Here is a 17,455-nt window from a genome sequence, read left to right as displayed (position 1 = left end):
CCACCTGACCCCCTGCTCGGCGGCTCCCGGCCCCCGTAGAATTCCGCCGTGCCGATGAGCCGATCAAGCCTGGCCGCGGGGGTGGCCGTCGTGCAGGCGGGCGCGATGGCCGCGGCCCGACACGGCACGGCACGGTTCGGCGGCTGCCGCGACAGCTGCGCGAGGTGACCCGGGGAGTACGATGAGCGCGTGGATCGTACTCACCATTCTGGGTACACTCCCGCGACCGAGACCCGGCGACTCATAGCTCACGGACTGCCGAAGGTTCTGCCGGAGACTCTCGGCGGACGGCACCGTTTCTCGCCGCTGTCCCTCTACGTGGGCGACCGGCTGGCCACGACGGCCTTCGCCCGGCTCGACGACGTCGGCCGGTTCTGGCTCGACGTCTGGCTGCTGTCGCAGAACCGCGGCGGCCGCTGGATTCTGCGCGACGGCACCAGCAGCGCGGCGGGGCCCGCTGACGACCTGCTGGCCCCGAGCGCGACGGCCATGGAGCTGAACGGGCACGGCCGGGCGGACGGCGCGGCGCGGTCCGACATCAACGCGGGCCGGTGGCTCCCGTGGCCGGCGAAGTGGGTGGCGTACGCCGTGCTGCGGCTGTCGGCGGAGGTGAGCGCCGTCAGGTTCGAGGGCCGGACCACCATGGTCCCGGAGCACGGCCTGCAGGTGCTGGCCTGGGCGCCGGGCCACGACCAGGTGGCGAGCGTGGAGCTGCTCGACCAGAAGGGCGAGCCGATCTCCACGCTGCCCCTCACGTGGCCGGGGTGAGCAAGGACTCCAGCTCGGCCACCGCGTGGGCGCGGTGCACGTCGAGCGTGGCGACGGCCTCGTCGGCGGCGCGGCGGCGCAGGGCGTCCAGGGTGGCGCGATGTTCCTTGATCACCCGCTCCCGGTTGCCGGCGTCCCCGTAGTACATCGACCGGTACGCGTCCGTCGTGTCCCAGAGCGTCCTGATCAGGCGGGCCAGCCGCGGCATGCCCGCGCACTCGAACAACGTCATGTGGAACAGCCGGTTGGCGGTCGCCATGGCCAAGACGTCGCCTGCCGCCGCGGCCTGCTCGACCTCTGCCTGGGCCGCCTCCAGCCGGTCGAGGTCGGCGTCGGTGAGGCGGTCGACGGCCCGCCGCACGGCCTCCTCCTCCAGCAGCTCGCGGATGCGGTAGACCTCGCGCAGGTCGTCGAGGGAGAGCGTGGCGACGCAGTAGCCCTTGTGCGCCTTGTACGTGACCAGGCCCTCGCCCTCCAGCGTCTTGAGCGCCTCGCGCAAGGGAACGCGGCTGACCTGGAGCTCCTCGGCCAGGGCGTCCTGCCGGATCGGCGTGCCGGGACGCAGGCGGCCGGTCGTGATGGCACGGCGCAGCTCACCCAGCACGAACTGCTGGGCCGTCGGCGGCCTGCGTCGTGCCTCGTCCGGACTCACGGCCCCAATATCTCACGAAGCCATCCCTGGTCCTGACCGAGAGCCGGGGGCGGGCGGCGGTAGGCGGGCGGGGTGGCGCTGAGGCGGATCGGGTTGGCGACCTGGCCCACGCCGTCGAGGTCCACGGCGGGCTCCAGGCCGAGGTCGTCGGCGAGGGCGAAGGCGGCGGCCAGGTCGTTGATCGGGCCGCAGGGCACTCCGGCGGCGGTGAGCAGCTCGAACCACTCATCGGCCGGGCGTTCCCGGAGGGCGGCGTTCAGGTCGGCGACCAGCCCCTCGCGGGCGGCGACCCGGCCGGCGTTGGTGGCGTAGCGGTCGTCCCGCGCGAGGTCCTTGCGGCCCAGCGTCTCGCAGAGAGCCTGGAACAGGCGGTCGTTGCCGGCCGCGATCACCAGCGGGCGGTCGGCCGTCTCGAACACCTCGTACGGGACGATGCTGGGATGCCGGTTGCCCATGGCCCGCGGCACCACCCCGGCGGCCGCGTAGGCGGAGGCGTGGTTGGTGAGCGCCGATAGAAGTGAGGAGAGAAGGGACACTTCAACGCGCTGACCCTCACCGCCGCCCGACGTCCGCACGCCGTCGAAGACGCGGCCGCCCTGGCCGGTCCGGTCACGGTGATGGAGGGCCGCCAGGATCCCCAGGGCGGCGTGCAGACCCGTGATCACGTCGACCAACGCCACCCCCGCCTTAGTCCCCGGCCCGTCCGGCTCCCCGGTGACGCTCATCAGCCCGCCCACCGCCTGCGCGATCAGGTCGTATCCCGGCAATTCAGCCCCGGCCCCTGACCCGAACCCGGTGATCGAGCAGTAGACCAGCCCCGGGTTCAGCTCCCGGAGCGCGTCGTACCCGAGCCCGAGCCGCTCCATCGTCCCGGGCCGGAAGTTCTCCACGAGCACGTCCGCGCGGACCGCCAGGGCCCGCGCGACCTCCACGTCGGCCCGCAGGTCGAGCGCGATCGAGCGCTTGTTGCGGTTGACCCCGAGAAAGTACGTGGCCTCGCCGCCGGGCCCGTACGGCGGCCCCCACGCGCGGGTGTCGTCCCCGGCCCCGGGCCGCTCCACCTTGACCACCTCGGCCCCCAGATCGGCCAGCAGCATGGTGGCGTACGGCCCGGCCAGCACCCGGCTGAAGTCGGCGACCAGCAGACCGGACAGCGCTCCGCTGCTTCGCTCGCTACGCTCGCTCATGCGGCGCCCCGAGGTAGACGGTCACCGTCTGGGTGAAGAACTCGCGCGCGGCCCGCCCCTGCTCCTTCGGCCCGAACCCGCTCTGCTTGGTCCCGCCGAACGGCACGTACGGGAACGTCCCCGCCGACTCGGAGTTGACGTGCAGCACGCCCACCTCCAGCCGCTGCACGGCCTGCAACGCCACACCGAGGTCCCTGGTGAAGATGGCGGCGGACAGGCCGTGGTCGCTGAGGTTCGCCAGCCCCAGCGCCTCCTCGGTCCCGTCCGCCCGCAGGGCGCCGACGACCGGCCCGAACAGCTCGGTGTGCCAGAAGTCCACGCCCGTGCCCGGCAGGTCGAGCACGGTGGGGGCCGCGAACCAGCCTTCACGGTCACGGAAAGTGCCGCCGGCCAGCTGCTTGGCCCCCTCTTCGACGGCCCGCACGACCCCGGCCGAGACCCGGTCCCTGGCGGCCGAGCTGACCAGGGGGCCCATCTCGACGCCTGCTTCCAGCGGGTCGCCCACCACGAGGCTCGCGGCCCGGGCGACGACCCGTTCGAGGAGCTCGTCGGCCACCTGGGACGCCACGATGAGTCGCGACGTGGCCGTGCACTTCTGCCCCGTGGACCGGAACGCGCCCAGGCACACCTGCTCGGCGGCATGCTCCAGGTCGGCGTCGGCGAGCACGATCGAGGCGTTCTTGCCGCCCATCTCCGTCTGCACCGGCTTGCCCAGTTGGCCGCAACGGGCGATGACGGCCCGGCCGACCGCCGTGGAGCCGGTGAAGGAGACCGCGTGCACGCCGGGGTGGTCGACGATGGCCGAGCCGGCCTCGGCCTCGCCGTACACGAGGTTGAGCACCCCAGGGGGCAGGCCGGCGTCCGTCAGGGCCTGCGCCAGCCGGTACGCCAGCAGCGGCACCAGCGACGACGGCTTCCACACGACGGTGTTGCCGTAGCTGAGCGCGGGCCCGATCTTCCACGCCGGGATGACGATCGGGAAGTTGAACGGTGTGATCATGCCGATGACGCCGATCGGCTTGCGGACGACGAGGACGTTCTCGCCCGGCCGCGGCGACCCGTAGATCTCGCCGCTCTCCCGGTCGGCCTCGCCGGCGTAGTACCGCAGGATGCGGGCGGAGCCGCGGACCTCGGCCACCGCCTCCGGCAGCGTCTTGCCCTCCTCGCGGGCCAGCTCGGCGCCCCACGCGTCGGCCTCGCGGTCCACGATGTCCGCCGCGCCCAGCAGGACGGCGGCGCGGGCGTGGTGCGGGGTGGCGGCCCAGCCGGTCGCGGCCTCGCGGGCCGCGGCGACGGCCCGTTCGGCCTCCCGCGCCGAGGCGAACCGCCCGCGCGCCACCACTTCCCCCGGCCGGGCCGGGTTGGTGTCGGCGAACTCCTCGCCCTCCCCCTCGACCCAGCGACCACCGATCAGATTCAGAACGTCCATGGTCAACGCACCCTAACTGTGTAATATTGGATTTTCAATATTGGATCCAAAATACGGAGGTTCAATGATCGCCCCGACCGCGCTGTTCGCCCTGGACACGCTGCTCACCGACGAGGAACGCGAGATCAGGACCACGGTCAGGAAGGTGTGCGACCGGGAGATCCGGCCGCACGTCGCCGGCTGGTTCGAGAGCGGCGAGCTGCCGGCCCGCGAGCTCGCGCGCGCCCTCGGCGAGGTCGGCGTGCTGGGCATGCACCTGGAGGGGTACGGCTGTGCCGGCCTCGGCGCGGTCGCGTACGGGCTGGCCTGCCTGGAGCTGGAGGCCGCCGACTCCGGCCTGCGCAGCCTGGTGTCCGTCCAGGGCTCGCTCGCGATGTACACGATCTGGAAGTACGGCAGCGAGGAGCAGAAGCAGGAGTGGCTGCCCGCGATGGCGGCCGGCGAGCGGATCGGCTGCTTCGGACTGACCGAGCCGGACTTCGGCTCCGACCCCGGCGGCATGCGCACCACGGCCAAGCGCGAAGGCGGCGACTGGGTGCTCAACGGCACCAAGATGTGGATCACCAACGGCTCGGTCGCGGACGTGGCCGTGGTGTGGGCGCGCACGGACGAGGGGATCAGGGGCTTCCTGGTCCCGGCGGGCACACCCGGCTTCACCGCCAACGACCTCAAGCACAAGGTGTCGCTGCGCGCAAGCGTGACCAGCGAGCTGGTGCTGGACGGCGTGCGACTGCCGGACGCGGCCATGCTGCCGGGCGCGCGCGGACTGTCCGGGCCGCTGGGCTGCCTGAACGAGGCCCGGTTCGGGATCGTGTTCGGCGCGATGGGGGCGGCGCTCGACTGCCTGGAGACGGCCATCGCATACGCGGGCGACCGCGAGGTGTTCGCCAGGCCGTTGTCGTCGTACCAGCTCACCCAGGAGAAGCTCGCCGACATGGCGCTGGAGCTGGGCAAGGGCCTGCTGCTCGCGGTGCACCTCGGGCGGCTGAAGGAGGCGGGCACGATCACGCCCGAGCAGGTGAGCGCCGGCAAGCTGAACAACGTACGCGAGGCCCTGGAGATCGCCAGGACCTGCCGCACGGTGCTGGGCGCGAGCGGCATCACCCTCGAATACCCGGTGATCAGGCACGCCGTGAACCTGGAGTCGGTCCTGACCTACGAGGGCACCTCGGAGATCCACACGCTGGTCCTGGGCAAGGCGCTCACCGGAATCGGCGCGTTCCACTGAGCCCGCCCGCTGGGCCGGCTCAGAAGACCTGCCAGGTCTCCTCCGTGACCTGGCAGGGGCCGCCCTGGTGCACCCGCAGCCGCCCGGCGGGCAGGTCCAGCGCGATCGTCGCGACGGTCTCCCACCGCTGGTTGATCGGCTGCGTCAGGTCCGGGTGGGCGCAGACGGGCGCCGCGTCAGGGCCGTGGCTGAGCATGGCCAGCGCCCGCGCGGTGTGGTCGTCGCCGCTCAGCTCCTCGACGCGGTCGCGCAGGTGCTGGAGGCGGTCGTACGTGCTGGGCCGGTCGGTGGCGTGACGCTCCCCCTCCGCGAGCCCGGGGGCGAGGAAGTGGTTGCAGTGTTGCAGAACGCCCTGCTCCGGCGGGATGACACCGACCCCGGCCGGGGAGATCTCGATCGAGGCCGCGTCGTCCGAGGTCACGGCGGTGATGACGGTGGAGGCGGAGACCGGGGCGGACATGGCGACGGCGATGGCCTCCTCGACGGTGGCGGCCTCCTCCAGGATGCGGCGGGCGATCAGGTGCACCGGCACGCCCAGCTCGGCGGAGTCGGACTCGTGGCGCAGGATGTTGAAGTGGATGCCGAGACCCGCCGTGTTGACGCCGATCTTGGCCAGCGCCCCGGCCTCCGTGAACGTCCGCACGACGTGCCCGGGGCGGGGCTCCAGCTCCCAGAGCATGGGCGCGTCACGCAGGTGGTCGTGCCAGTCCCAGGTCTGCACCGTACGCGGCCCGGGCAGCACGACGGACGTGGAGCACTCCCCCTCACCGGTCGCGTCGATGGCGGCCAGGATCTCGGTGCGGGCGTTGACCACGGCCACCTGCCAGGGCTCCAGCCCGGCGCCGGCCGCGATCCCGGCGATCTCCTCGGCCAGCTGCGGCGCCCAGTCGGCGCTGCGGTCGAGCGCCCGCTCGCCCCACGCGCGCACCTGCGCCGGTGTGGCCCCGGCGACGGCGAACAGGTCGGAGTAGCCGGCCAGGTTGGCGACGATCGCCTTACGTCTGTGGGTGCCCAGCTCCTTGCCGCGGGCACGGGGGTCGAGTTGCGTGGACGTGAACGTGGGAAAGGTCATTTACCGGTCCATCAGGTCGGCGAGCTGGGGGTTCTCGGCGGCGAACGCGTCACGAACGCGCGCGTACCGCTCCGCGTCCATGTCCTGGCTCAGCTTGAACATGCTCTGTTCGGTACGCACGTGCACACGAAAGGCCACTACCCCGGGTAGCAGCGCGGTGAACCTCTCCCTGGATGCGGGGGTCGGCTCCCATGCCGGCGAGCGCAGCGACTCCAGGGCCGTGACCGTGCGCTCGACCACGTCCAGGGCGTCGTCGATCAGCTCGACCCGGCCGGTCACGTGGACGGCCGCGTAGTCCCACGTGGGGACGGCCGGGTCGGTGGCGTACACGGTGGGTGAGACGTAACCGTGCGGACCGGAGAACACCACGAGCACCTCGGGCGAGGATGCCCAGGAGCGCCAGTGCGGGTTGGCGCGGGCCATGTGTCCGAGCAGCGTGCCGCCGTCCTGGATGACCGGGACGTGGGTGGCCACCGGCACCCCGTCGATCGCGCTGACGACCAGCGCGAACGGGTTCTGCCTGATCAGCTCGGCCACCTGCTTCGGGTCCTTGGCGGCGTAACGCGGGAAGACGTGCATGCTCACTGCACCGCGCTCAGGATCGCGTCCCACGCGACCTCGGACGCGAGCGTGCCGAGGCCGGTCGGCTTGACGCCCACCAGGTCCACCTCGTCGGTGGTCATCGCGAACAACACGTCGCCGTCGGTGAGCGTGTGGAACGGCTGGATGCCACGGTGCATCGAGCTGTGCACCTGGCGGCCGACCTGGAGCAGCTCGATGTCGGTCAGCTTCACGTTCGTCACCATCACGGTGAGGGTGGTGTTGCCCATGACGGCCGGGGCCGGGTCGCCGATGGCGCCTTCACTGATGGACCGGGCGTAGTCGGCGCTCGGGTGGCGGCGCGTGCCTTCCTCGGCGTGGTAGTTGCCGCGCACCACCTGGCCCTGCCGGTCGATCACCGCCCCTACGGCGTTCACCACGGTCGCCACCAGCACCCTGGCCTCACCGAACGTGGCGAACGCCGCGCCCTGCCCGGCGAACTCGGCCCGGCCGAACTCGACCTTGCCCGCGCTCGCCGTGCGCCCGGCGCCGCACCGGCCCACCGGGAACTCCCCTTCGACGGCGTTGCGCAGCGCGGCCCGGCCCAGCTCGCCGTCGGGGTAGACGGCGGTGTCCCGGGCCGAGAAGTCGTAGATCACCGCCCCGGACACCAGCTGGAGCTCATCCCACTTCGTCTGGTTGTTCCGGCGGGCCAGCAGCTCGTCGCTCACGCCGGCCGCGGCCGCCAGCCCGTACACCGAGCCGCCGGCCAGGCAGATGGCGTGGTTGAAGTCGTAGCCGCCGCTCATGCCGACCGCGCCGCCCCGCGCGTCCACCGCCGTCCTGGCGCCTGCCGGGATGTGGAGCACCGTGCAACCGGTGGGGCCCTCGGCGTACTCGGCGGTGCCCACATGCACGCCTGGCAGGTCGAACGCGACCGAGCCGCGCCCCGGGCTGGGCTGCGGGGTCAGCGGCAGGTCCGCGTTGCGCGGGACGCCGGGCGCGAACGCGGATGGCTGAGCGAGCCGTGGCTCGGTGGTCACAGGGCCTCCAACAGTTGCTTCGAGTACTCGTGGGCGGGCGCGGTGTAGAAGGTCTCCGTGTCGGCGGTCTCGACGACCTCGCCGGAGCGCATGACCGCGATGCGATCGGCGACGTAGCGGACCGCGCCGAGGTCGTGGGAGATGAACAGGGCGCTGAAACCGTACTCGGCCTGCAGGTCCTTGATCAGGTTGAGGATCTGCACCTGTACGGAGACGTCCAGCGCGCTGACGGCCTCGTCGAACACGATGAAGGCGGGCCTGGTGACCAGCGCGCGGGCGATGGACACGCGCTGCCGCTGGCCGCCGGACAGCTCGTGCGGGTAGCGGCCGGCGAACGACGCCTCCAGGCCGACGTGCTCCAGCATCTCGGTGACCGCGTCACCGGCCGGGCGGCCGAGCACCGTCAGGGGCTCGGCGACGCTCTGACCGACCCGCATCCTGGGGTTGAGCGACCAGTGCGGATGCTGGAGCACGGCCTGCATGCGGCCGGCCAGCTCCCGCCGCCGCTTGGGGAAGGGGCGGCCGTCGAACCTGACGGTCCCGGAGGTGGGCCGTTGCAGGCCGAGCGCGACCCGGCTGGTCGTGGTCTTGCCGGAGCCCGACTCGCCGACCAGGCCGAGCGTCTCGCCCTCGGCGACGGCCAGGGAGACGTGCTTCATGGCGTTCAGGTGGATGCGCCGCAGCGGCGGTCCGGCGGTGAAGGTGACGGTGACGCCGTCGAGTTCGAGGATCACGCTGTGACCTCCCTGGGTGTCTCCGCCTCGGAGAGCTCGGCGGCCCGGTGGCACAAGACCTCCTGCTCGCGGACCAGGACGGGCTGCGGGCGCTCGTGGTCGCAGCGCTCCTCCGCGAACGCACAACGGGGCGCGAACGCGCAGCCCGGCGAGGGGCCGGTGAGCACCGGTGGCCGCCCCGGCACCGGCTCCAGGCGGACGCCGTGGCCCGCCGCGGCGGGCGCCGAGCCGGCCAGGGCCGCCGTGTACGGGTGGACGGGCCTGCCGAGGACCTCGCGGGCGGGGCCGCGCTCGACGACGCGGCCGCCGTACATGACCGCGACCTGGTCGCAACGGCGGGCGACGGCAGGCAGGTCGTGGCTGAGCCACAGGATGCTCGTGCCGGCGTCGGCGGCCAGCGAGAAGACCACGTTCAGCACCTCCTCCCGCACCTGGGTGTCCAGGGCGGCGGTCGGCTCGTCGGCGACGAGCAGCTCGGGCGAGGTGGCCATGGCCATGGCGATGGCCACCCGCTGCGCCATGCCGCCGGACAGCTGGTGCGGGTACGCGCGCAGCACGCGGGGGTCGTCCAGCTTGACCCGCCCCAGGTGGAAGCGCACGTCACCACCGCGCCCGAGCACCAGGCGCAGCTGGTTGCCGACCCGCATCGTGGGGTCGAGGGAGGCGATCGGGTCCTGGAAGACGAACCCGAGGTGCTTCTTGCGCAGCTTGCGTACCTCACGAGCGGGCAGGTCGAACACCGGCTCCCCGGCCACCAGCACCTCTCCCTCGGTGCGCCGGGCCGTCGTGGGCAGGAGCCGGCCGACGGCGGAGCCGAGCGTGGACTTGCCCGAGCCGCTCTCGCCGACCAGCCCGAGCGTCTCCCCCCGCGCCAGGTCCAGGTCGGCGCCGTCCAGCGCCCGCGTCTCGGCGTAGTCGATCACCAGGTTGCGCACGGCGAGCAGGCTCATGTCAGTGACCTCGTCTCCCGGGGCTCGAGCCGGTCGCGCAGCCCGTCGCCCACCACGTTGATCGCCAGGATCGCCGCCACGAGCACGACCCCGGGACCGAGGATCAGCCAGGGCGCGGCGATCATGTACGTGCCGCCCTGCTGGATGAGCACCCCGAGCGACGCCTGTGGCGGTTGCACGCCGAAGCCGAGGAAGCTCAGCCCGCCCTCGACCGCGATGCCGACGGACAACGCGTACGTGCCCTGCACGGCGATGGTGCCGGCCACGTTCGGCAGCACGTGGCGGCCGAGCACGCGGGGCAGCCGGGCGCCGCTGATGACGGCGGAGGTGACGTAGTCGCGCTGGGACACCGCCACGGCGGCGGCCCGCACGAGCCGGGTCATCAGCGGGATCGTCACCAGCACGATGCTGGCCAGCGCGGCCGTCTGGCCGGGGCCGAGGACGGCGGCGACCAGGATCGCGAGCACGATGGCGGGAAAGGAGTAGAGCACTTCCACCAGGCGCATCACCAGCTCGTTCAGGTAGCCGCCACGATATCCGGCCACGATGCCGAACGTCGCGCTGACCGCCGCCGTGACCAGCACGGCGACCGACGACAGCAGCAGCGTCGTGCCGACGCCCTCCATGACGCGCGGCAGCACCGAGCGGCCCAGGTTGTCGGTGCCCAGCCACCAGCCGGGTCCTGGCGGCTGCAGCCGGGGGCCGACGATCGCGTCCGGGTCTCCCCCGGCGCCGACCAGCGAGCCGAGCGCGAACACCACCAGTACCGCCAGGCAGGCCAGCCCGCCGACGGTCAGCCGATCCAGCTTCTTCACGATCTCCTCCCCGCGAGCACGCCGAGCCGTGGGTCGAGGACGCCGACGAGCAGGTCGATCAGCACGTTCATGACGATGAAGACCGCGGCCGCGAGCAGCACCCCGGCCTGCACGACCGCGTAGTCGCGGCGGCCGACGGCCTGCACGATGTACGACCCGACGCCCGGCAAGTTGAACACGTGCTCCACGATGAGCGCCCCGCCGAGCAGGTACGCGGTGATCGTGCCGAGCAGCGTGACCACCGGGGTGGCGGCGTTGCGCAGGATGTGGTGCCTGACGATGAACCACGGCGACTCGCCCCGCCCGACCGCCGCCGTGACGTACGGCTCCACCAGCACGCCCATGACGGCGTCCCGGGTGGTCCTGGCCGTGACCGAGATGGCGAACACCGACAGCACGGCCGCCGGCAGCACCATCGTGGCCAGGTTCGCGGCCGGATCCTGGGTGAGCGGCACCCAGGAGCCGACCTCCAGGCCGAGCGCGTGCCGGGAGAACACGAAGACGACCAGGCTGCCCAGCACGAACTCCGGCACGCTGACGCCGAGCCCGCTGAGCAGCCGCCCGGCCGCCCCGCCGCCGCCCGGGCGCGCGCGGACGGCGGTGAGCACGCCCAGCGGCACCCCGAACAACGCGCTCGCGGCCACCGCCAGGACGGTCAGCTCCGCTGTGATCGGCAGCCGAGCCAGCAACTCGGCGCCGACCGGCTGGCGGCTGATCATCGAGACGCCGAAGTCGCCGCCTCCGACGGCGGCCAGCCAGTGCCCGTACTGCAGGAGCACCGGCTGGTCCAGCCCGTACCGTGCGGCCAGCTCCGCCTCCTGCTCGGCCGTGGCGAACGGGCCCAGCACGGTCTCGGCGAAGCCGCCCGGCATCATCCGCACGGCCGCGAAGATCAGCACCGAGACGCCGAGGAGGGTCGCGGCCGAACTGAGCGCCCGGCCGGACCACCACATGAGCAGCCGCATCGTTACCGGGACTTCTTCACGCGGGCGTCGGCGACCAGGCGCAGGACGTTGCCGTAGCCCTCGGTGGCGTACAGGCTGGGGCTGAGCGCGTCGGTGCGGTAGGCGACCGTGGCGGGACGGGTGACCAGCGGGATCATCTGCGCGTCCGCGTCGGCCTTGGCGCAGACCGCGGCCAGGGCCTCGTCCCTTTCCGCGCCGGCGGGCTGCTCGCCCGCCGCGTCGATCAGCGTGTTGAGCTCCTTGTCCGGCTTCATGAAGCCGACGTTGAAGCCGGCCGTCTCCGGGTTCCACCACTTGGTGACCATGCCGGGGTCGGCGTACCCGGCGAACCACGACAGAGCGGCGTCGAACTCGGCGGGCGCCTTGCCGTACACCTTGCCCGCCCAGCTCGCCTCGTCCATCTGCTCGATCTTGACGGTGACGCCGGCCTGCTGGAGGTTCTGCTGGATCACCTGGGCGACGGCCGGGGCCGGCTCGGTGTTGAAGATGCTGAGCGTGAACGACAGGTTCTGCGCGCCCGCCTCCGCCAGCAGCTTCTTGGCCTCGTCCACGCTCTTGGCCGCCGACGGGAGCGCGGCCGGGTCGCAGGCGCCGGGCAGGCCGGCCGGGGTGATCGCGGTCGGCTTGCCCTTGCCGCCGAGCGCCACGTCGGCGATCTGCTGGGCGTCGAGCGCGATGTTGATCGCCTGGCGCACCTTCGGGTCGGCCACCTTCGAATTCGGCGCCTGGGTGTTGAGCATCAGGTAGTAGAAGTCGGTGGTGGCCTGGGTGACGACCTTGACGTCCTTCGCGCCGGCCAGCATCGTGCTGGAGTCGACATTGCCCAGCGTGGCCATGGCCGCGCCGCCGTTCTGCAGGGCCGCGATGCGGGCGGCCTCCTCGGGGGCGATCGTGATGTTCAGCGTGTCGGCCGCCGGCTTCTCCTTGGCCCAGTACTCGGCGTTCTTCTTGAACGTCCACGACACGTCCTGGCGGTGGTTCTCGACCACGTACGGGCCGGTGCCGAGCAACGTGGTGGCCGGGTCGACCGACTTGTCGTCGATCTCCTTCATCGGGAGGACCGCGGCGGGCACGTTCGCGAGGGCCGCGAGGAACGGCGTGTACGGCTCCGACAAGGTCACCTTGACGGTGCTGTCGCCGTCCTTGGTGACCGACTTGACCGGGCCGAGCTGGCCGCGCCACACCGACTTGGACGCCAGCAGCCGCTTCAGGCTGCCGACCACGTCATCGGCCGTCATCGCCCGGCCGTTGGAGAAGGTGACGCCCTGGCGCAGGTGGAAGACGTACTCGGTGGGCGTCGGGGTCTCCCACTTCTCGGCCAGCAGCGGCTGGACGCTGAAGTCGGGGCCGATCGTGACCAGCGTCTCGTACGACAGCGACAGCAGCTGCCAGGTGGTGGCGACGTCGGCGAGCTGCGGGTCGTACCCGGTCGCGGCGCCGCTGTCGATGTGCACCGCCAGGTTGAGCGTGCCCCCGGCGGGCAGCTTCTCATCGGCGACGGTGAGATATCCCGGGCTTTCCTGTGCGTCGGGCGTGGGGGCGGTGGTCGTTCCGGTGCTGGCGGCGCAGGCCGTGGCGAGCATGACGGCCGTGACACCGCAGGCCAGGCGTATCGGACGCATGGGCCTCTTCTCCTCTAGTGGCAGGAACGTGCGGCGGCGCTCGGCGGGACGTCGAGCGTGGGGTTGCGGTCGAAGAACCCGACCGGCTTGAGTACGAACCCGCAGGTGTCGACGGGCATGATCGGCCAGTCCTCGGTGCGGGGGAAATGCGTCAGGCCGAACGTGTGCCACAGCACGATGTCCTGCCCGTCGATATCGCGGTCCGCCCTGGTGTAGGCGGGCAGGCCCGCGCCGCCGGGATGCTGGTTGACCAGGTCGCCGGCGGGATAGCGCTCCTCGGGGTGGTATTGGGTGACCCACAGATGCTTGGTCGCGAACTCCGCCCTCCTGTGGATGGACGACCCCTCCGCGGCCATCAGCGTGGGCTTGCCCTCGGGGTGCAGGGCGTAGCCGACGGGGCGGCCGAGGCGGTTGCGTACGCCGGGGTTGACGACGTGCCAGGTGCGCTCGGCTTTGAGGTCGGCGTCGCGCCGGGCCTGTCGTTCGGTACGCAGCCGGGTCGCGGCGCGGCCGAACGCATGCCCTCCGAGCGGTATCGCCTCCACCTCGTCGACCGCGTTCGCCACACCGTCCACCGTCATGTCCAGCCGGGCGCTGAACAGGTGCTGGTGGTACGGCGCGGCCAGCCCCGGCGCGATCTCCGAGCTGTAGGGCGCGGCCCGGTCGTCGTAGGCGCCGGTGAAGACGATGCCGGTGGCCTTCACCTCGAGCTCGATGGTGCCGTCGAGGTAGAGGTACCAGTAGAAGCCGTAGTCGTAGTTGCCGACGGTGACGAAGAACGAGATCACCAGGCGGCGCTGGCGTCGGGTTTCCCGCGATCCGTTGGCCGGGTCGGTGTGCTTCCAGAGGACGCCGTAGTCCTCTTCGTGCATGCAGATGGCGTTCGTGATCACCTTGGGGACGCCGGCGCCGTCCGTGACGACGGCGTCGAAGTAGGTGATCTCGCCCAGGCAGTCGCAGCCGAGTTCGAGGGAGTTGGCGAGCTTGCCGAGCTGGTACTCGCCGGTGTCGAAGTAGTTCTGCCAGAACCTGATCGGGCTCGGGTCCCCGTACGGCACCACCATCTCGGCCACCGACGCCCGGTAGACGATCGGCCTGGTGCGGCCGCCGTCCTCGAAGCCGATCTGGTGCAGGGTCAGGCCCTCGCGCATGTCGTAGCCGAGGCGCAGGCTCCACTTCTCCCAGGTGATCAGCGGTCCGTCGACGGTGAAGCTCGGGCCGTCCGGCTGGGTGATGTGGATGGGCTTCTGCGTGGTGCGGTGCGGGCCGTGGTGGTAGTCGCCGGGCTCGTCCGGGATCGGCTGGGGGCCGGTGTCGACGATCTCGATGACCTCGCCCTTGATCAGGTCCACGTACGCGACCAGGCCGTCCACCGGGTGCGCCCACGGGAGGCTGTCCGGGGCCGGCATCAGGTGCGCCAGCACTCTGGCCACCCTGCGGCCCTCCTCCTCGGGGAGGCCGAAGTGCCCGGCGCTGAGCGCGGCCAGGTAGACGCTCGCGGGGTCGCCGATTCCCCGTGCGCGTAGTGCCCTCGCCCAACCGGCGTCCTCCTTGAGGACGTTCCTGACCAGGGCGTGCTCCTCGTCCAGCATGGGGACCTGGCCGTCGGTGAGCGGGTCGATCGGGCGGCGGGACTCGGCCTTGCCCTCGCTGATCGACACGATGACGTCCTCGGCCTGCTCGGTGGCCAGGTCGAGGAGGAACGCGCGGGCGCGGCGGTGGATGGGGCCTCCCGGCTGGTACGCCAGCACCTCGGCCTTCGGCGGCTCCTCCAGGCCGAGGTAGGCCACCCGCACCGTCTCGGTCAGCAGACCCTCCTCCATCAGGATCCGCCTGACCTCGTCGATCTCCTGCGCGGCGAGCGGGTCGAGAGGATGCGGCTGCTTGCCGATGGTCAGGTGCAACGTCTCCGCCCCTTTCTGCTGCCGGAACGTTCCGGCAATGTCGGGCTAACATAATTGCGATGGCCGGAGGAGACAAGACCTGGGCGCCAGGCGAAACACATCGTTTACCGCCGGAGGGTCCGCCCACCGGACGTGGACCGTCTACCTGAGGCGGTCCGCAACCAGTGGCGGACCGGGGGAGGCAGACCGGCCGGCAACCGGACGCGGACCGCGGGGAAGCGCGCCGCCGGGCCGGGAGGAGGTGCGCCGATGGGCCGCTACCATCGGGGCGTGCAAGCAGCAGACGAGCCGGTCACGATCCTCACCGTCGCCAGGGAGGCGGGGGTGTCCAAGACCACGGCCTCCGACGCGCTGCGCGGCTCCGGACGGGTGTCCGAGGCGACGCGCGCCGCGGTGGCGCAGGTCGCGGAGCGGCTCGGCTACGTGCCCAACGGCTCCGCCCGGCACCTGCGCAAGGCCAGCACCGGCACCATCGGACTGCACGTGCCCGAGGTGCTGACCAGGTCCTCGTACTACATGTCGTTCGTGTTCGGCGTGGTGGAGGCGGCGGCGCGGCACGACTACGACGTCACGCTGATCACCTCGGGTCAGCGCAGGTCACGGCCGCCGCGCGTCGACGGCCTGGTGCTCGGCGACCCGCTCGGGGGCGACCCTGTGGTGGAGAGCCTGATGGCGACGGGGTTGCCGACGGTCTCGTGCGAACGTTTCCCCGGCGACCGGCAGGCGGACGGGGTGGTGTGGTCGGAGCACGCGGCGATGTTGTCCCGGCTGCTCGACCACCTGCGCGAGTCAGGATCGGTCCGCCCGGCCCTGATCGTGGCGGGCGACGAGAGCGACTGGGCGGCCAGCGTGCACCGGGGCTACCTGGACTGGTGTGCCGCCAACGGGGTGGCGCCGCTGGTGCGGCGGGTGTCGTTCGACGCCACGGGCGACGAGGTCCGCTCCGCCACCCGCACCCTCCTGTCGTCGCCTGGTGCGGACGACGTGCCGCTGGACGCGCTGGTCTGCGCGCCGGCGGGGGCGGCGGCCGAGGTCGCGCCGTTGTTGCGGGAGGCCGGGGTGGACGTGCTGCTCGCGTCGTGCGTCGACAATGCCGGCACCCGCCAGGCCGACCCGCCGATCACGGCGATCGACCTGCGCCCCAAGGAGGCCGGGGCCAGTTGCGCCGAGCTGCTGTTCGAGCTGCTGTCGGGCGCGGCGCCGGTGGGGACGGAGCGCGTGCATCCCATAGAGCTGGCCGTCCGCACCTCGACCCGGCGCCGCGGGTAGCCCATCACAACACCGCCCGCCGGACGCGCGAGGGCCGCCCGGCGAGCGGCATTGCGTTGTCTCCGTGTTCAACCGGGGGTCCGGTGATCGGAGCGCTCCCGTTCGGGACGGTATCTGACAGCCCACAAGCGCACAAATACCGGGTCGGTGTCAACGCCCTTCCGCGCCGCCACCGAGCCACCTCAATGCGGAGTGACCAGCGGAAACGATCTCCCGGAGCCCGTACGAGGCCGGTGAAAGTTTCCACAGCCGTGGCCGAAAAGCCGAGATTGTCATCCGATGTGGCCGGTCTCGACGAGCCGCGGCCGCGCCGCCCCGGGACCAGATCGACACCGAGGCGGCGCTGCCCCGGGACCAGATCGACGCCGAGGCGGCGCTGCGCCGCACCCGCCGGCTGTTCACCAACCGCTTCGGCCGGTGTTCGAATCACTTCTCGCCTGGGTCGCCACGCACAACGCTCCGGGTGCCGGGCAGGCTGTCGGAGACGAACAGCTCGTCCAGCAGCTCCTGGACGCCGGCCACCAGGTCACCGCGCTGGTCCGCGCCCCGGCCAAGCTCATCCTCACCCACCCGAACCTGATCGTCATCGTCGGGCGGCTCTCCGACACAGCCACCGTCCGGCAGGCGGTCACGGGCGCGGACGCGGTGATCAGCGCGCTCGGCCCGACCCTGAAACGCTCGGCCACCGGCACCCCGCTGACTGACGGCACCCGCACCATCGTCCACGCCATGCGAACCGAGCAGGTGGCGCGCTTCATCGGCCTGGCCACGCCGTCGCTGGCCGACCCGCGCGATCAGCCGCACTGGAAGCACAAGGTGCTGCCCGTCATGGCCCGGCTGATGTTCCCGAACGCGCTGGCCGAACTGACGGGCATGACCGCGGCCGTCACCGGCTCCGGCCTCGACTACACCATCGCCCGCATCACCAACCCCACCGACAAACCCGCCACCGGCCGGATCCGCGCCGGGTTCCTCGGCCACGACAAGGTCGGCTCCGCGATGAGCCGCGCCGACATCGCCGCCTTCCTGGCCTCCCAGCTCACCGACCCCCGCTACCGGCGGGCCATGCCGGCCATCAGCAACTGACCGCGTGCGCCGGTCCTGACGGGCCGGCGCCGTCCCCGCCCGTAAGGAGCCAGCCTCCGTGGAACTCGGCATCCTGTCCCTGTCCGACCTGCAGACCGACCCCGCCACCGGCACGCTCCACGACCCCGCCCGGCGTACCCGCGAGATCGTCTCCTACGCCATCCCTTCCGACCCCTTTTTCTATTCTATAA

At 72.0% G+C, this 17,455-nt stretch carries 16 protein-coding genes; 4 read left to right on the top strand and 12 right to left on the bottom strand.

Features of this window, described 5'->3' with window-relative positions; translation table 11 throughout:
• Positions 1-189 precede the first annotated feature (189 nt).
• Positions 190-768, top strand: a complete 579-nt coding sequence (locus tag ETD86_RS42855; RefSeq protein ID WP_138672363.1) for a hypothetical protein — start codon at positions 190-192, stop codon at positions 766-768.
• Here the strand turns inward: ETD86_RS42855 and ETD86_RS42850 are convergent.
• From ETD86_RS42850 to ETD86_RS42840, 3 genes are read right to left on the bottom strand one after another with little or no spacing between them, the layout of a single operon-like run.
• A complete protein-coding gene (locus ETD86_RS42850) occupies positions 752-1,420 on the bottom strand; it encodes a GntR family transcriptional regulator (protein ID WP_138672362.1) in 669 nt (222 codons plus the stop codon). The two genes, ETD86_RS42855 and ETD86_RS42850, sit on opposite strands and share 17 nt — an antisense overlap.
• Positions 1,417-2,607 carry a CaiB/BaiF CoA transferase family protein gene (locus ETD86_RS42845; protein ID WP_138672361.1) on the bottom strand — a complete coding sequence of 397 codons (1,191 nt, stop codon included), beginning with the start codon at positions 2,605-2,607 and terminating at the stop codon, positions 1,417-1,419. The genes ETD86_RS42850 and ETD86_RS42845 overlap by 4 nt, the downstream gene beginning before the upstream one ends.
• Positions 2,594-4,036, bottom strand: a complete 1,443-nt coding sequence (locus ETD86_RS42840) for an aldehyde dehydrogenase family protein (protein WP_211370665.1) — start codon at positions 4,034-4,036, stop codon at positions 2,594-2,596. Before ETD86_RS42840 ends, ETD86_RS42845 begins: the two co-directional genes overlap by 14 nt.
• A gap of 64 nt (positions 4,037-4,100) precedes the next feature.
• Here ETD86_RS42840 and ETD86_RS42835 point away from each other — a divergent pair, with 64 nt between their 5' ends.
• The gene (locus ETD86_RS42835) at positions 4,101-5,264 is read left to right on the top strand and encodes an acyl-CoA dehydrogenase family protein (RefSeq protein ID WP_138672359.1); all 1,164 of its coding nucleotides are present in this window, start codon (positions 4,101-4,103) and stop codon (positions 5,262-5,264) included.
• 19 nt (positions 5,265-5,283) lie between these two features.
• Here the strand turns inward: ETD86_RS42835 and ETD86_RS42830 are convergent, their stop codons facing one another.
• Genes ETD86_RS42830 through ETD86_RS42790 form a run of 9 tightly spaced genes read right to left on the bottom strand, consistent with a single transcriptional unit; the run spans position 5,284 to position 14,909 of the window.
• On the bottom strand, positions 5,284-6,336 hold the full coding sequence (locus tag ETD86_RS42830) for a C45 family autoproteolytic acyltransferase/hydrolase (RefSeq protein ID WP_138672358.1): 1,053 nt from the start codon (positions 6,334-6,336) through the stop codon (positions 5,284-5,286).
• On the bottom strand, positions 6,337-6,915 hold the full coding sequence (locus tag ETD86_RS42825) for an FMN-binding negative transcriptional regulator (protein WP_138672367.1): 579 nt from the start codon (positions 6,913-6,915) through the stop codon (positions 6,337-6,339). It lies immediately after the preceding gene.
• A gap of 2 nt (positions 6,916-6,917) precedes the next feature.
• Positions 6,918-7,919, bottom strand: a complete 1,002-nt coding sequence (locus ETD86_RS42820; protein WP_138672357.1) for a P1 family peptidase — start codon at positions 7,917-7,919, stop codon at positions 6,918-6,920.
• Positions 7,916-8,653 carry an ABC transporter ATP-binding protein gene (locus ETD86_RS42815; RefSeq protein WP_246149134.1) on the bottom strand — a complete coding sequence of 246 codons (738 nt, stop codon included), beginning with the start codon at positions 8,651-8,653 and terminating at the stop codon, positions 7,916-7,918. The genes ETD86_RS42820 and ETD86_RS42815 overlap by 4 nt, the downstream gene beginning before the upstream one ends.
• Complete coding sequence (locus ETD86_RS42810; protein WP_138672356.1) at positions 8,650-9,603, bottom strand: ABC transporter ATP-binding protein; 954 nt, start codon at positions 9,601-9,603, stop codon at positions 8,650-8,652. Before ETD86_RS42810 ends, ETD86_RS42815 begins: the two co-directional genes overlap by 4 nt.
• Positions 9,600-10,418, bottom strand: a complete 819-nt coding sequence (locus ETD86_RS42805) for an ABC transporter permease (RefSeq protein WP_211370663.1) — start codon at positions 10,416-10,418, stop codon at positions 9,600-9,602. Before ETD86_RS42805 ends, ETD86_RS42810 begins: the two co-directional genes overlap by 4 nt.
• Positions 10,415-11,383 carry an ABC transporter permease gene (locus tag ETD86_RS42800; RefSeq protein WP_138672355.1) on the bottom strand — a complete coding sequence of 323 codons (969 nt, stop codon included), beginning with the start codon at positions 11,381-11,383 and terminating at the stop codon, positions 10,415-10,417. Before ETD86_RS42800 ends, ETD86_RS42805 begins: the two co-directional genes overlap by 4 nt.
• 2 nt (positions 11,384-11,385) lie before the next feature.
• Positions 11,386-13,005: an ABC transporter substrate-binding protein gene (locus ETD86_RS42795; RefSeq protein WP_138672354.1), complete on the bottom strand. Its 1,620-nt coding sequence runs from the start codon at positions 13,003-13,005 to the stop codon at positions 11,386-11,388.
• Positions 13,006-13,019: 14 nt separating this feature from the next.
• Positions 13,020-14,909 (bottom strand): primary-amine oxidase, encoded by a 1,890-nt coding sequence (locus tag ETD86_RS42790; protein ID WP_246149131.1) that lies wholly within the window; start codon positions 14,907-14,909, stop codon positions 13,020-13,022.
• A gap of 270 nt (positions 14,910-15,179) precedes the next feature.
• Between ETD86_RS42790 and ETD86_RS42785 the strand changes: the two genes are divergently transcribed.
• On the top strand, positions 15,180-16,178 hold the full coding sequence (locus tag ETD86_RS42785) for a LacI family DNA-binding transcriptional regulator (protein WP_211370662.1): 999 nt from the start codon (positions 15,180-15,182) through the stop codon (positions 16,176-16,178).
• A gap of 417 nt (positions 16,179-16,595) precedes the next feature.
• Positions 16,596-17,264: an NAD(P)-dependent oxidoreductase gene (locus ETD86_RS42780; protein ID WP_138672352.1), complete on the top strand. Its 669-nt coding sequence runs from the start codon at positions 16,596-16,598 to the stop codon at positions 17,262-17,264.
• Positions 17,265-17,455 lie beyond the last annotated feature (191 nt).

It is taken from the genome of Nonomuraea turkmeniaca (genome assembly GCF_005889735.1).
GTDB lineage: Bacteria > Actinomycetota > Actinomycetes > Streptosporangiales > Streptosporangiaceae > Nonomuraea > Nonomuraea turkmeniaca.
Note: the sequence above shows the minus strand (reverse complement) of the source record. Positions and strands in the feature narration are given on the sequence as shown.

Bases quoted from the DNA above. Each gene is read 5' to 3' on its own strand.
- ETD86_RS42845 (WP_138672361.1), bottom strand. From the start codon at position 2,607: ATGAGCGAGCGTAGCGAGCGAAGCAGCGGAGCGCTGTCCGGTCTGCTG.
- ETD86_RS42840 (WP_211370665.1), bottom strand. From the start codon at position 4,036: ATGGACGTTCTGAATCTGATCGGTGGTCGCTGGGTCGAGGGGGAGGGC.
- ETD86_RS42835 (WP_138672359.1), top strand. From the start codon at position 4,101: ATGATCGCCCCGACCGCGCTGTTCGCCCTGGACACGCTGCTCACCGAC.
- ETD86_RS42830 (WP_138672358.1), bottom strand. From the start codon at position 6,336: ATGACCTTTCCCACGTTCACGTCCACGCAACTCGACCCCCGTGCCCGC.
- ETD86_RS42825 (WP_138672367.1), bottom strand. From the start codon at position 6,915: ATGCACGTCTTCCCGCGTTACGCCGCCAAGGACCCGAAGCAGGTGGCC.
- ETD86_RS42810 (WP_138672356.1), bottom strand. From the start codon at position 9,603: ATGAGCCTGCTCGCCGTGCGCAACCTGGTGATCGACTACGCCGAGACG.
- ETD86_RS42800 (WP_138672355.1), bottom strand. From the start codon at position 11,383: ATGCGGCTGCTCATGTGGTGGTCCGGCCGGGCGCTCAGTTCGGCCGCG.
- ETD86_RS42795 (WP_138672354.1), bottom strand. From the start codon at position 13,005: ATGCGTCCGATACGCCTGGCCTGCGGTGTCACGGCCGTCATGCTCGCC.